Source organism: Corynebacterium tuscaniense, from assembly GCF_008693065.1.
Taxonomy (GTDB): domain Bacteria; phylum Actinomycetota; class Actinomycetes; order Mycobacteriales; family Mycobacteriaceae; genus Corynebacterium; species Corynebacterium tuscaniense.
Genome location: NZ_VXKH01000016.1, coordinates 23,184 through 35,476 on the forward strand (window position 1 = coordinate 23,184; position 12,293 = coordinate 35,476).

Annotated in this window: 12 protein-coding genes and 1 pseudogene; 9 read left to right on the forward strand and 4 right to left on the reverse strand. The window is 60.3% G+C overall.

The window, feature by feature from the left end:
- Positions 1-19 precede the first annotated feature (19 nt).
- The 6 genes from F4V54_RS04900 (at position 20) to F4V54_RS11745 (ending at position 4,490) form a co-directional block, all read left to right on the forward strand.
- A complete protein-coding gene (locus tag F4V54_RS04900) occupies positions 20-994 on the forward strand; it encodes a F0F1 ATP synthase subunit gamma (RefSeq protein WP_150386427.1) in 975 nt (324 codons plus the stop codon).
- Between the two features lie 3 nt (positions 995-997).
- On the forward strand, positions 998-2,524 hold the full coding sequence (atpD, locus tag F4V54_RS04905; protein ID WP_150386428.1) for a F0F1 ATP synthase subunit beta: 1,527 nt from the start codon (positions 998-1,000) through the stop codon (positions 2,522-2,524).
- A gap of 9 nt (positions 2,525-2,533) precedes the next feature.
- Complete coding sequence (locus F4V54_RS04910; protein ID WP_034664094.1) at positions 2,534-2,896, forward strand: F0F1 ATP synthase subunit epsilon; 363 nt, start codon at positions 2,534-2,536, stop codon at positions 2,894-2,896.
- A gap of 131 nt (positions 2,897-3,027) precedes the next feature.
- Positions 3,028-3,486, forward strand: coding sequence for a DUF2550 domain-containing protein (locus tag F4V54_RS04915; RefSeq protein ID WP_034664096.1), 459 nt, complete (start codon positions 3,028-3,030; stop codon positions 3,484-3,486).
- Positions 3,487-3,505: 19 nt separating this feature from the next.
- Positions 3,506-4,198 (forward strand): endonuclease NucS, encoded by a 693-nt coding sequence (gene nucS / locus F4V54_RS04920; RefSeq protein ID WP_034664098.1) that lies wholly within the window; start codon positions 3,506-3,508, stop codon positions 4,196-4,198.
- 4 nt (positions 4,199-4,202) lie between these two features.
- Positions 4,203-4,490 carry a hypothetical protein gene (locus tag F4V54_RS11745; RefSeq protein WP_150386429.1) on the forward strand — a complete coding sequence of 96 codons (288 nt, stop codon included), beginning with the start codon at positions 4,203-4,205 and terminating at the stop codon, positions 4,488-4,490.
- On the opposite strand, the gene F4V54_RS04930 is transcribed toward F4V54_RS11745, so the two are convergent.
- The 4 genes from F4V54_RS04930 to F4V54_RS04945 form a co-directional block, all read right to left on the reverse strand.
- A complete protein-coding gene (locus F4V54_RS04930; RefSeq protein WP_150386430.1) occupies positions 4,487-4,936 on the reverse strand; it encodes an HNH endonuclease signature motif containing protein in 450 nt (149 codons plus the stop codon). The genes F4V54_RS11745 and F4V54_RS04930 overlap by 4 nt on opposite strands.
- Entirely contained in the window at positions 4,933-5,268 is a 336-nt protein-coding gene (locus tag F4V54_RS04935; RefSeq protein ID WP_150386431.1) for a hypothetical protein, read from the reverse strand. The genes F4V54_RS04930 and F4V54_RS04935 overlap by 4 nt, the downstream gene beginning before the upstream one ends.
- Before the next feature lie 388 nt (positions 5,269-5,656).
- Entirely contained in the window at positions 5,657-7,849 is a 2,193-nt protein-coding gene (gene glgB, locus F4V54_RS04940) for a 1,4-alpha-glucan branching protein GlgB (RefSeq protein WP_150386432.1), read from the reverse strand.
- 38 nt (positions 7,850-7,887) lie between these two features.
- Positions 7,888-9,906, reverse strand: coding sequence for a maltotransferase domain-containing protein (locus F4V54_RS04945; RefSeq protein ID WP_150386433.1), 2,019 nt, complete (start codon positions 9,904-9,906; stop codon positions 7,888-7,890).
- 132 nt (positions 9,907-10,038) lie between these two features.
- Between F4V54_RS04945 and F4V54_RS04950 the strand changes: the two genes are divergently transcribed.
- From F4V54_RS04950 to F4V54_RS04960, 3 genes and pseudogenes are all read left to right on the forward strand, one after another.
- On the forward strand, positions 10,039-10,899 hold the full coding sequence (locus tag F4V54_RS04950; RefSeq protein WP_150386434.1) for an ABC transporter ATP-binding protein: 861 nt from the start codon (positions 10,039-10,041) through the stop codon (positions 10,897-10,899).
- Positions 10,900-10,956: 57 nt separating this feature from the next.
- Positions 10,957-11,784, forward strand: coding sequence for an NUDIX hydrolase (locus F4V54_RS04955; protein ID WP_150386435.1), 828 nt, complete (start codon positions 10,957-10,959; stop codon positions 11,782-11,784).
- Positions 11,774-12,293 (forward strand): annotated as a pseudogene (locus F4V54_RS04960) (SAM-dependent methyltransferase); the annotation flags it as partial. The gene F4V54_RS04955 and the pseudogene F4V54_RS04960, both read left to right, overlap by 11 nt.

The following is a 12,293-nucleotide window of genomic DNA, read 5'->3' on the forward strand; positions in this document are numbered from 1 at the left end:
GAAGGGAGGAGCACACACCATGGCAACACTTCGCGAATTGCGTGACCGAATCCGGTCAGTCAACTCAACGAAGAAGATCACCAAGGCCCAGGAGCTGATTGCGACTTCGCGCATCACCAAGGCCCAGCAGCGCGTTGCTGCGGCACAGCCGTACGCCAACGAGATGCAGGACGTCATGGAGCGGCTTGCCGCTGCAACATCCCTGGACCACCCGATGCTTCATGAACGTGAGAACGGCAAGGTCGCCGCGATGCTCGTGGTCACGTCTGACCGCGGCATGGCCGGTGGCTATAACCACAATGTTCTTAAGAAGGCTGCCGAGCTGGAGAAGATGCTCATTGAATCCGGCTATGACGTAGTCCGCTACGTCACCGGTGGCAAGGGCGTCACCCACTACGACTTCCGTGATCAGGAGATTGCGGGTGCGTGGACCGGGTGGTCCCAGGACCCATCGTGGGAGGCAACCCACGATGTGCGGCACCACATGATCCGCGGCTTCCAGGCAAGCTCCGAAGGCGAAGCACCGTGGCGTGAAGGCCTGCGTGCACCGGAAGGCCAACCGGTTATCGGTTTTGACCAGGTGCATGTTGTGTACACGAAGTTCGTGTCCATGCTTTCGCAGGAAGCCACTGTCCACCAGCTGCTTCCCATCGAGCCTGTTTTTGAGGACGTCGAGTTCGAGCAGGAAGATTTGCTCACCACTTCGGGCAATGTGCAGCCGGACATGGACTTTGAACCGGATGCAGAGACCCTGATGGAGCAGCTGCTTCCCGCGTACGTTTCCAGGTCGCTCTATTCGATCTTCTTGGAAGCGTCCGCAGCGGAATCTGCGTCGCGCCGTACGGCCATGAAGAACGCAACGGACAACGCCACCGAGCTGGCTGGCGAACTGTCCCGTGAAGCCAACCAGTTGCGTCAGGCAAAAATCACCCAGGAAATCACCGAGATTATCGGCGGCGCTGGCGCGTTGTCCGGTAGCGGAGAAAGTGACTAAATCATGACTACAGCTCAATCTTTTGATGAGCGTAACGACGAGCCGACCGGGGCTGAGGACAACGTCGCAGCCTCCGGTACCGTCGCGAAAACTGGCGCTGGCGAAGGTCAGAAGCCACAGGGTTCGGACAACGGCCGTGTCGTTCGCGTCATCGGCGCAGTCGTCGACGTGGAATTCCCCCGCGGCGAACTGCCGGAACTTTACAATGCGCTGCACGTCGAGGTCGAGCTCGAGGCAGTTGCAAAGACCGTGACGCTCGAGGTTGCTCAGTTCCTGAGCGACGGCCTCGTGCGCACCATCGCCATGGCCCCGACCGACGGCCTCGTCCGCGGTGCCAAGGTTGTTGACACCGGTAACCCGATTTCGGTGCCGGTCGGCGACCAGGTCAAGGGCCACGTGTTCAACGCACTCGGCGACTGCCTTGATGATCCTTCAGTGGGCAAGGACGGCGAGCGTTGGGGCATCCACCGCGAGCCGCCGGCCTTCAAGGATCTCGAGGGTAAGACCGAGATCCTCGAGACCGGTATTAAGGTCATTGACCTGCTCACCCCGTACGTGAAGGGCGGCAAAATCGGCCTCTTCGGCGGTGCAGGTGTGGGTAAGACCGTTCTTATTCAGGAGATGATTACCCGTATTGCACGTGAGTTCTCCGGTACGTCGGTCTTCGCCGGCGTTGGTGAGCGTACGCGTGAGGGTACGGACCTCTTCCTCGAGATGGATGACATGGGCGTCCTTCCGGATACCGCTCTTGTCTTCGGTCAGATGGATGAGCCTCCAGGGGTGCGTATGCGCGTCGCCCTGTCCGGTCTGACCATGGCGGAGTACTTCCGCGATGTCCAGAACCAGGACGTGCTGCTGTTCATCGATAACATCTTCCGTTTCACTCAGGCAGGTTCTGAGGTGTCCACGCTGCTCGGACGTATGCCGTCCGCTGTGGGTTACCAGCCGACCCTGGCTGATGAGATGGGTGTTCTCCAGGAGCGCATTACCTCGACCAAGGGCCGTTCGATTACGTCCCTGCAGGCTGTTTACGTGCCGGCAGATGACTACACCGACCCGGCTCCGGCGACCACGTTCGCTCACCTGGATGCAACCACCGAGCTTTCTCGTTCCATCGCCTCAAAGGGTATTTACCCGGCTGTGGACCCGCTGACCTCGACCTCCCGCATTCTGGAGCCGGGTATTGTCGGCGAGCGCCACTACGAGGTTGCTCAGAAGGTGATTAACATTCTGCAGAAGAACAAGGAGCTGCAGGACATCATTGCCATCCTTGGTATGGACGAGCTCTCTGAAGACGACAAGATCACCGTTATGCGTGCTCGTAAGATCCAGCGCTTCCTCGGCCAGAACTTCTTCGTGGCTAAGAAGTTCACCGGTGACGAAGGTTCTTACGTTCCGCTCGAGGAGACCATTGACGCCTTCGACAAGCTCGCTACCGGTGAGTTTGACCACTACCCGGAGCAGGCCTTCAACAACCTCGGCGGTCTGGATGACGTCGAGGCTGCGTACAAGAAGCTGCAAGAGAAGTAGGAGTAGCTCATGGCTGAAATCACCGCGCAACTGGTATCGGTTGACCGCATGCTGTGGAAGGGCGGAGCATCTATTGTCACCGCTCAGACCACCGAAGGTGAGATCGGCGTGCTGCCTGGCCACGAGCCGTTCTTGGGCCAGCTCAAGGATAACGGTGTCGTGACCATCACCCCGACCAGCGGCGATAAAATTGTTGCTGCTGTTCAGGGCGGGTTCGTCTCTGTGACGGGCAACAAGGTCACTATTCTCGCTGACTTCGCTATCTTCGCCGACGAGGTGGACGCTAACGAAGCTTTCGATGAGGATGATCCGACTGCGAAGGCTCGCCACGAAGCCGAGCAGGCGGCCCTGCGTCGTAAGGGCAGCGCTTAAGTTCTCCGGCATTTTCTTAACCCCGTCGTCCCTTCCTGGGAGGACGGGGGTTCTTTTTTGCTTATCGACGTAAAAATCCCCAACTTTTGGCGGTTCAAACTCTGATCATTGGCTGGGTAGACTGTTCCCCTATGAAGCTGCTCTGGATCGCCCTTGGACTTGTCGCGGTAGTATTTTTCGCGGCGGGCGTGTGGCGGTTCGTTGCAGTGCGTAAGACCGGCACCCAAGCGCTCATGCGTGCACTGCCGGCAGAGAATGTGCACGGGTGGCGTCATGGGATTGTGCGGTACAGCGGTTCTAGGATGACCTTTTACATGCTACGTTCCCTATCCTTTGGTGCAGACGTAGTGCTTAGCCGCAACGCTATTCACGTCACCGGTAGACGCCAGGCCACCGAGATCGAACGGGAGTTTATGCCCGGGGTCGAGGTGGTCATTGTTTTTTCTGCGGATGGCCGCGAGTATGAGTTTGCTTGCGACCGGCATACGGCGATGGCTCTGGTGTCGTGGTTGGAGTCGGCCCCGGATCGTCGTCAAGTGCGTACTGATATGAACGACTTACGCCACCGCGCGTTCCGCACACACCAGTAGCCCGGCTAGGGTGGAGGCCATGCGTCTTGTTATCGCCCGGTGCTCAGTGGATTATGTTGGTCGGCTTGATGCCCATTTGCCGCTCGCGGATCGTCTTATCTTGGTTAAAGCCGATGGATCTTTGTCTGTTCACGCGGATGATCGCGCCTATAAGCCGTTGAATTGGATGACACCGCCATGCACGATCACAGAGGAGGCGATCGTGGATGTAGACGGGGAGGACACTGGCGCGTCCCTATGGGTCGTGGAAAACCCCAAGGGGGAGCAGCTGCGCGTGACTATTGAGGAGGTCCACGCGGACGTCACGTACGATCTTGGCGAAGATCCCGGCTTGATCAAAGACGGCGTGGAGGCACACCTGCAGGAGCTTCTCGCCGACCACATTGAAACGCTTGGTAGCGGTTTCACTCTCGTCCGCCGCGAATACCCGACCCCCTTGGGCCCGGTGGACATCATGGCGCGCGATCAAAACGGAGCTGCTGTTGCCGTGGAGGTGAAGCGACGTGGAGGCATCGATGGTGTTGAGCAATTGACGCGTTACGTGGAGATGCTCAACCGCGACGCGCTGCTACGCCCTGTGCGCGGCGTTTTTGCAGCACAGGAAATCAAGCCACAGGCCCGCACGTTGGCGGAAGACCGTGGCATTGAGTGCGTCACGCTTGACTATGACGAGCTGCGCGGCATCGAATCGAACGAACTCCGTCTGTTCTAGCGTCATGCCACGCCGAAATCGCCGGGCCACCGCTAGGGTGCCGCGCCCGTTGCCACGCGATGGCAGCGCATACTGGGGCACCCGTGAAGAAGAGGGGCCTAGTTGGGCTAATGGGGAGATCTACCTCGTGCGTCAGATGGGGTCAGCTTCTGCCACGAAGTTCTATATCTGTCCGCGCTGCAACCAGAACATTCCGCCTGGTGTTGCACACATCGTCGCCTGGCCCCGCGACACGGGTGGACGGGCTGATGATCGCCGTCATTGGCACCGTCACTGCTGGGCCTCGCGCTAGACCTCCACCCCCGTTCCGTAAAGGGAGTTCATGGCCCCGAATCTTCGGTGTGGGCTATCCACCCCCGGTGGTAGTAATCGTCCGCGGGGTGAGACCCAGGTGGGGGTTCCTACGAGCATCTCGATACGCCCGCGCCTGGCCCGATGCGCATCGTCGTCGTTGACACGATTGTGATAGCGGCACAGGGGAGCGAGGTTGTTCAGGTTCGTTTCCCCACCGTTCTTCCACGCTGTGATGTGGTGAATCTTGCAGCTATCCGCACCGCGCCGGCAACCGGGGCCGGCGCGCACCGGCATGGTAGCCCGGACTAAGTCACGCTGCTTGTCGTTGGCAAAGCGCGCCTCCCGGTAGAGGTTTACCGCACCATGCGTGGGGCGGAACAGTGCCGCTTCAAGCCGGTTCTCGTGCGTAGCGACGAATTGGTTCACGTACTCCGCACCCGTCATCGTGGTGCCGTCGGTGAGGCCGAGGATGACATCGTCATCGTGGCCGTGATAATGCGAACGTACTCGGGCAGCGGGATGAGTAGCTGGGGTCGCGGGACAGCGGGTGCGACCCCGCCGCCACCACGCATGAGGTTTAAGAAACTTTGGACGAGCTGTGGCCCGGCTGGTTTGGAAGCGTCCAGATTGCGGTTGAGCTCGTACTCCAAGTCGGTGATGTCACGCTCAGAACCGGTGATAGCCACTGTGCGGTTTCCTTCTTGGCTGGTGCTGAAAGACACCCCAATCTGCGGTGGTTTCTTCTTCGCCGGAATGAGCTTTTTCGCTAGCGCCATGAGTGCTCGGTACGTCGAGCGTGTGCGCACGGCCGCGCTGAGTAATTTGAGGCGTAGCTGAGTGCGAGTGCGCTAAGACATCGAGCGCGGAGCCAGTCATCACCTCCAACATTGCGTGGAACGGGTCTGGTCCCCGCGTCTGGGGTGGGGTGCTGCTAAAAGTGTTCATGCTTTGGAAGCTAGCGCCCCAAAAGACGACCGTAAACAGAAAAGTGTCCACAAGAGTGGACACTTTTCGGGAACATAGCACTGCGCGAGAACGTTCACCGGACAAAGCTATGCAGGTGCAGGGCCAACAGTGGCACCAATCACCCACCCAGAGCCATGCCAAACAGCCAGGGGTATCGCCCGGGTGAGTTGCTTCGGGGGTGAGACAGCCCCCGCGGAATTAACGCAGGCGGTAGTACTGCACGCTCATCGCCGGGATGTGGAACACCGCGGACTGCTCGAAGCTGTCCCAGGAGGTGTCCTCCGTGCTCACGACACCAGCTAATGGGTTGGCGGCGCCCTGGTAGCGCTCGTCGTCGGTGTTGAGCACAAGCTCCCACTCACCAGCACGCGGCACACCGAGGCGGTAGTCCACCTGCGAAGTGCCGGAGAGATTGATCACTGTGAGCAGCGGGGTACCATCCGTGCCCCAACGGATGTAGGCGAGGATGTTGTTCTGCGAGTCATCGCCCTTGATCCACTGGAAGCCCATCGGGGTGTTGTCCTGGCTGTAGAGCGCAGGCGTGTCGCGGTAGAAGTGGTTGAGGTCCCGCACGAGGGTGCGGATGCCGTGGTGGTATTCGCTGTCCCAACCCTCGAGGTTGTCCCAGTTGATGGAGCCGGCTTCGGCCCATTCGGTGGTTTGGCCGAATTCGCAGCCCATGAACATGAGTTGCTTGCCGGGGTGGGAGAACATGTAGGCGAAGAGGGTGCGTACGCCGGCGGCTTTGTTCCAGGTGTCGCCAGGCATGCGGGTCCACAGCGAGCCCTTGCCGTGGACGACTTCGTCGTGGCTAAATGGCAGGACGTACTTCTCTGAGAAGGCATAAACCAGGGAGAAAGTGATCTCGTTGTGGTGGTAGGAGCGGTTGATGGGGTCTTCGGAGAAGTACTGGAGGGTGTCATTCATCCAGCCCATATTCCACTTGAGGGAGAATCCGAGGCCGTCGGCAGAGGTCAGTGCGGTGACGCCGGGCCATGCGGTGGATTCTTCGGCGATGGTTACGATACCGGGGTGTTCGCGGTGCACGGTCGCGTTGAATTCTTGGAGGAATTGGACGGCGTCAAGGTTTTCGCGCCCACCAAACTGGTTGGGCAACCATTCTCCGGGTTGGCGCGAGTAGTCGAGGTAGAGCATGGAGGCCACGGCGTCGACGCGCAGACCGTCGAGGTGGTATTCCTCGAGCCAGTACAAGGCGTTGGCTACGAGGAAGTTGCGTACCTCGTTGCGTCCGAAGTCGAAGACGTAGGTGCCCCAGTCTTTTTGTTCGCCGCGGCGCCAGTCGGGGTGTTCGTAGAGGGCGGTGCCGTCGAAACGCGCGAGTGCCCAGTCGTCTTTGGGGAAGTGGGCGGGCACCCAGTCGACGATGACGCCGATGCCTGCTTGGTGCAGCGTGTCCACGAGGTATTTGAAGTCCTCTGGGGTGCCCCAGCGCGCGGTGGGTGCGTAGTAGCCGGTGACTTGGTAGCCCCAGGAGCCACCGTAGGGGTGCTCGGCCACGGGGAGGAATTCGACGTGGGTGTAGCCGTGTTCTACAAGGTACGGCACGAGTTCTTCTGCGAGTTCACGGTAGCCATAGCCGACGCGCCATGAGCCGATGTGGACTTCGTAGATGCTCATGGGCGAATTCGTGGCGTCGATGCCTGGGCGCGCGACCATCCACTCATGGTCGGACCAGGAGTATTCTTCGCCACCGGCGACCACAGAGACGGTTTCTGGCGGGTTCTTTGTTTGCTTCGCCATCGGATCTGCCTTATCGACGGCCCGTCCATCCGCCCCCTGCACCTTAAACTTGTACTCCGTCCCCGGGCCGATTCCAGGGATGAAGATTTCCCACACGCCGGTCCCACCGAGCGTGCGCATGGGGTACTGGTTGGGGTTCCAATTGCAGAATTCACCAACAACGGCAACGCCCTTGGCGTTGGGTGCCCACACAGCGAAAGAGGTGCCGGAGACCTGCCCCATGGAGGTGGAGTAGGTGTGGCTGTTAGCGCCGAGGACTTCCCAGAGGCGTTCGTGGCGGCCTTCGCCGATGAGGTGCAGGTCGAAAGAGCTAAGTGTGGGCAAGAAGTGGTAGGGGTCGGCGATGACCACTGGATCGCCTTCGGGGTAGGTGACCTGGAAGCGGTAATCGGGCGTGAGTTCATCCTCAAGTCCGATGACCCAGATATCGTCCCCGATGGGGGTCATGGGCAGGCCCTGGTTGTGAATGAGCACTTCCACGTGCGTTGCGCCGAGAATACGGGTGCGGATCACGGAACCCGTCGGTGTTGCGTGCCATCCGTAAAAATCGTGCGGGGCGTGGTGCTGGCATTGCAGCAGGCGCTCGCGGTCGGCGTCGGGGATGAGCAGAGCGGGATCGTGGTCAGTCATGTCGGGGGTTTCCTTTCGGGCGCGTGTGGTGGCTTATCCTACGGGCGGTAGTCCTCGTCGGCGAGGTGGCGGAAGGCGAGGCGGGTGCGCAATGGTTCGTCGATAAGCGGGAGGCGGAAGATGTGCGCGACATTTTCCACGGGGCTCAACCGGATGTAATTGCGCATGCTCCATTCGTATTCGGCGCCGCTGACCATGTCGTGGACGGTGAAAGAGTCAGCAGGGCCGAGGCCTAGAGCGTCCATGTTGAGGGTGATGGTGGCTTCTTGCGTATAGGTGGGGTCGAGGTTGACCACGGTGAGCACGCTGTCGCCGGTCACGGAGTCGAATTTGGAGTAGGCGATGATCTGGTCATTGTCCACGGTGTGGAAGGTGAGGTTGCGCATCTGTTGGAAGGCAGGGTGCTCGTGGCGAATACGGTTGAGCAGAGTGATGTATGGCTCGAGGGAATCGCCTCTTTCCAGTGCGCCTTGATAGTCGCGCGGGCGGAGTTGATATTTCTCAGAGTCGAGGTATTCCTCAGTGCCGGGTGCAACGGGCTCGTGCTCGTAGAGTTCGAAGCCGGAGTACATGCCCCACAGTGGGCTGAGTGTGGCGGCGAGGGTGGCGCGGAGTGCAAAGGCTGCGCGGTTGCCGGTCTGGATGAACGCGTGGAGGATATCTGGGGTATTCACCCAGAATGACGGCCGGCAGATGTCCGCCTCACGCACGCAGTCCAGGGCGAAGCCGGTGATCTCCGCTTTCGTGGTTTTCCAGGGGAAATAGGTGTAGGACTGTGAGAATCCCGCCTTAGCTAGACCCAGCAGGCGTGCCGGACGAGTGAAGGCCTCGGCGAGGAAGATGATCTCCGGGTGCGTCGAGTGAACTTTGGTGATGAGCCAGTGCCAGAAATTCGCGGGTTTGGTGTGCGGGTTATCCACGCGGAAAGTGGTGATGCCCAGCTCAATCCAGTGCATGACCACGCGGTAGATCTCGTTGTAGATCTTCCCCGGCGCGTTATCAAAGTTGATGGGGTAGATGTCTTGGTATTTCTTCGGTGGGTTTTCGGCGTAGGCGATGGTGCCGTCTGGAAGTTCGGTGAAGAATTCGGGGTGCGTTGTCGCCCAGGGGTGGTCCGGGGCAGCCTGTAGGGCGAGATCGAGAGCGACTTCTAAGCCGAGCTCTTGGGCCCGGTCGATGAGTGCGCGGAGGTCCTTCTCTGTCCCTAATTCGGGGTGAATCGCGTCGTGTCCACCCTCAGCGGAACCAATGGCCCACGGGGAGCCGACGTCGCTTTCTTCGGCTACGAGCGTGTTGTTCGGGCCTTTACGGTTGAGCGTGCCAATCGGGTGGATGGGCGGGAAATAGACGGTGTCAAAGCCCATAGCTGCCACGCGTGGGAGGGCCTCAACGGTGGTAGCAAAGGTGCCGTGAACTGGGTGACCGTTTGCATCCCAGCCGCCCGTCGAGCGGGGGAAGAGCTCATACCAGGAGCTAAACAGCGCTTTTCGCCTTTCGACGTTCACTGCGCACTCCGGCCCCTCCGTCACCAACTCGCGCAGTGGCTGGGCAGCAAGAGCGGTGGCAACGTCACCGGACAGCGCCGGGGCAAGACGGTCACGCAGGGGAGCGTCCGCCACCAGTGCCTCGGCCGCGGAACGCAACAGGGCACTATCCGCTGAGCCTTTAGCAGCGCGGTTCAGAAGTTCCGCACCGTGAATCAAGTCATTGTTCATCTCGGCGGCGGTTTGGCCGGCGGCAGACTTTTTGGTCACAGCGTTACGCCACGTGGCAATGGGATCAGACCAGGCCTCAACACGGAAGTGCCATAGGCCTAGAGCATCCGGGGTGAATACGGCGTGACAGTAGTCCGGCCGGTACTCCTCCGCGGTCATCGGAAGCGTGATCGTGCGACCATCGGGGGATGTGACCACGACCGTGGCGGAGATCGCATCATGTCCCTCGCGCCAAATGAGTGCGGAGATCGGTACAACCTCCCCAACCACGGCTTTTGTTGGTAGGGCACCGTCGGTGGTGCGGGGCCTTACGTCATCGATTCCAAGTCGGCCAATCGCCATTACTGTCACCTCGTCCGGTCGGGTGTTGCCGTCGCGCCACCGGCTGTTTCATGCCAGGGCATAGTCCACATCCAGCCTAGCGGAGGATGGCGCGCCGAGTCGGGGCACCGAAAGTGGAAAAAATGCGCCACAATGGTGTGCGTGACTAATGCACCAACACACGACTTCGATCCTTCCCCGACTAACCCTGACCTCCTCATTGGTTTTCATGGGGTGGAGTTCCGCCGTGGTGGGCACACGCTGGTGGGCCCCGTTGATTGGCAGGTGGAACTGGATGAACGCTGGGTGGTCATCGGCCCGAACGGTGCAGGTAAATCCACATTGATACGGATCGCTTCGGCGCAAGAGTTCCCGTCGGAGGGAACCGCTGTCGTGTTAGGGGAGCAGCTGGGCAAAACCGATATGCGTGATTTGCGCGCAGTGATCGGTTTAACCACCACCTCTTTGGGGGACCGCGTGCCGGACGATGAAATCGTGGAGGATGTGGTGATCTCCGGCGGCTATGGGGTTGTTGGCCGCTGGCGTGAACACTATGAGGACGTGGACGTGGAGCAAGTCTACGAATCACTTGAGCAGGTTGGCGGCCTCCATTTGTTGGGGCGCCGCTGGGGCACCCTGTCGGATGGTGAAAAGAAGCGCGTGCTTATCGCGCGCGCCATCATGGTGAATCCGGAGTTGCTCATCATGGATGAGCCGGGTGCAGGTTTGGACCTTGGCGGCCGCGAGGATCTCGTGGGGTATCTCAGCGAACTTGCGCTTGATCCGGATGCGCCCGCAATCGTGATGATCACGCATCACGTGGAGGAGATCCCTTACGGGTTTACGCATGCTTTGCTGCTCGATGAGGGTTCTGTTGTCGCGCAAGGGCTCATCGACGATGTGTTGACCAGTGAGAATCTGACCAAGGCTTATCACCAGCCAATCAAGATCACCAAGGAAGATAATCGTTTCTTCGCGCGGAGGGAGACACGGGGAGGGGCACACCGCCGATAGGTGCGATAATTGGGCCGATTAGAAACGGCTGATCCGCGGGCTAGAAGGAGGTGAGCCGTGGCACGTCGCGATGAAGAAGACATGAAAGGCATCAACTATGGCCGTCTTTCGGCCACGGTGATCCTTGTGCGAGATGGAGCCAACGGTCTTGAGGTGTGGATGCAGGAACGCGTGCTCACCATGGCTAATTACCCGGGTATGACGGTTTTTCCGGGGGGTGGCGTGGATATTCGTGATTTCCCGCCGAACAAGGACTCGGCGAAGCAATTGTGGTCCGGCCGTTCCGTGAGTGACCTGGCTAAACAGCTCGACGTCAAGCCACGCCAGGCCCACGCGCTCATGTTCGCTGCCGTGCGCGAACTCTTCGAGGAAACAGGCACGCTTTTGCTTGTCGACGACTCTGGGACCCTCCTTCGCGACGCCCGCCCCTTCCACCGCGCCCGCAGGCGGCTGGAAAGCCACGAGCTTTCGTTTACGGAGTTACTCGAGGAAACCGGGCTGGACGTGGATGCCTCCTTGCTGAAGCCCTCGGGCCGTTGGGTGGGCCAGTCGGAGAAAGGCGTGTGGTTTGACACCTTCACTTTCATCGCCGAGCTGCCGGAAGGCCAAGAGCCCGATGTGGCCACAGGAGAGGCCAGTGACGCGAATTGGTTCCCACCGAGCCTCCTGTTGGATGGATGGCGTCAAGGCCTTGTCCGTTTTGCACCGTCTACCTGGGCGCAACTGCACGACATTGCGGAGTTCAACAGTGTCGCCGAGATCATGGAGTACGTGAAAGGCCTGCCCATCGACGCAGTCGTGGGGGACCCCGTGGACATTCCTCGCTACCGGGAACTCTTCGAATCCAATCCCGTGAACCGGATAGGCAAGCAGTTTGAGCTTTAGCCGAGAAGATGTCCGCTTCCTCATCGAACACTGCGACCAGATCGCGGCTGCCGCCGGGGACGTCGAGCTGACCAAGAAGAGCGCCATCGCGGACCACAAGAAACTGCACGGCCTTTTCGGCGATCACACCCGAGCTGTCATGGAGCTCATCCAAGCCCGTCGGACCCTCGCCCCCAAGATCGGGGAGGAGACGAGCTCCCATTGGCTGGCCGATAGTGATTCCGCGCAGCAAGCCACCCCGCATGCCGTTGCACAGATTCGCGCCGAACGCATCGCGCGCGCCGGGGCGTCCTTCGTCCATGACGTCACGTGTTCCATCGGTACCGAAGCACACGCCATGACAGAATCCGGGATGGACTACTTGGGCACCGACGTGGACTACACGCGCTTACTCATGGCCCAGCACAATCTGCGGGTGCGCGTGCCTCAGTCGTTCCGTGCAAGCGGAACGGCGTGGGTCGCCCAAGCCGACGCGCTGTCGCCCGTGACCACACCCGCCAGCTGCCCCG

What these genes read in the sequence shown, in the direction of transcription:
- F4V54_RS04900 (WP_150386427.1), top strand. Translation starts at nt 20, where the DNA reads ATGGCAACACTTCGCGAATTGCGTGACCGAATCCGGTCAGTCAACTCA.
- atpD (WP_150386428.1), top strand. Translation starts at nt 998, where the DNA reads ATGACTACAGCTCAATCTTTTGATGAGCGTAACGACGAGCCGACCGGG.
- F4V54_RS04910 (WP_034664094.1), top strand. Translation starts at nt 2,534, where the DNA reads ATGGCTGAAATCACCGCGCAACTGGTATCGGTTGACCGCATGCTGTGG.
- F4V54_RS04915 (WP_034664096.1), top strand. Translation starts at nt 3,028, where the DNA reads ATGAAGCTGCTCTGGATCGCCCTTGGACTTGTCGCGGTAGTATTTTTC.
- nucS (WP_034664098.1), top strand. Translation starts at nt 3,506, where the DNA reads ATGCGTCTTGTTATCGCCCGGTGCTCAGTGGATTATGTTGGTCGGCTT.
- F4V54_RS11745 (WP_150386429.1), top strand. Translation starts at nt 4,203, where the DNA reads ATGCCACGCCGAAATCGCCGGGCCACCGCTAGGGTGCCGCGCCCGTTG.
- F4V54_RS04930 (WP_150386430.1), bottom strand. Translation starts at nt 4,936, where the DNA reads ATGACGGGTGCGGAGTACGTGAACCAATTCGTCGCTACGCACGAGAAC.
- F4V54_RS04935 (WP_150386431.1), bottom strand. Translation starts at nt 5,268, where the DNA reads ATGGCGCTAGCGAAAAAGCTCATTCCGGCGAAGAAGAAACCACCGCAG.
- glgB (WP_150386432.1), bottom strand. Translation starts at nt 7,849, where the DNA reads ATGACTGACCACGATCCCGCTCTGCTCATCCCCGACGCCGACCGCGAG.
- F4V54_RS04945 (WP_150386433.1), bottom strand. Translation starts at nt 9,906, where the DNA reads ATGGCGATTGGCCGACTTGGAATCGATGACGTAAGGCCCCGCACCACC.
- F4V54_RS04950 (WP_150386434.1), top strand. Translation starts at nt 10,039, where the DNA reads ATGGTGTGCGTGACTAATGCACCAACACACGACTTCGATCCTTCCCCG.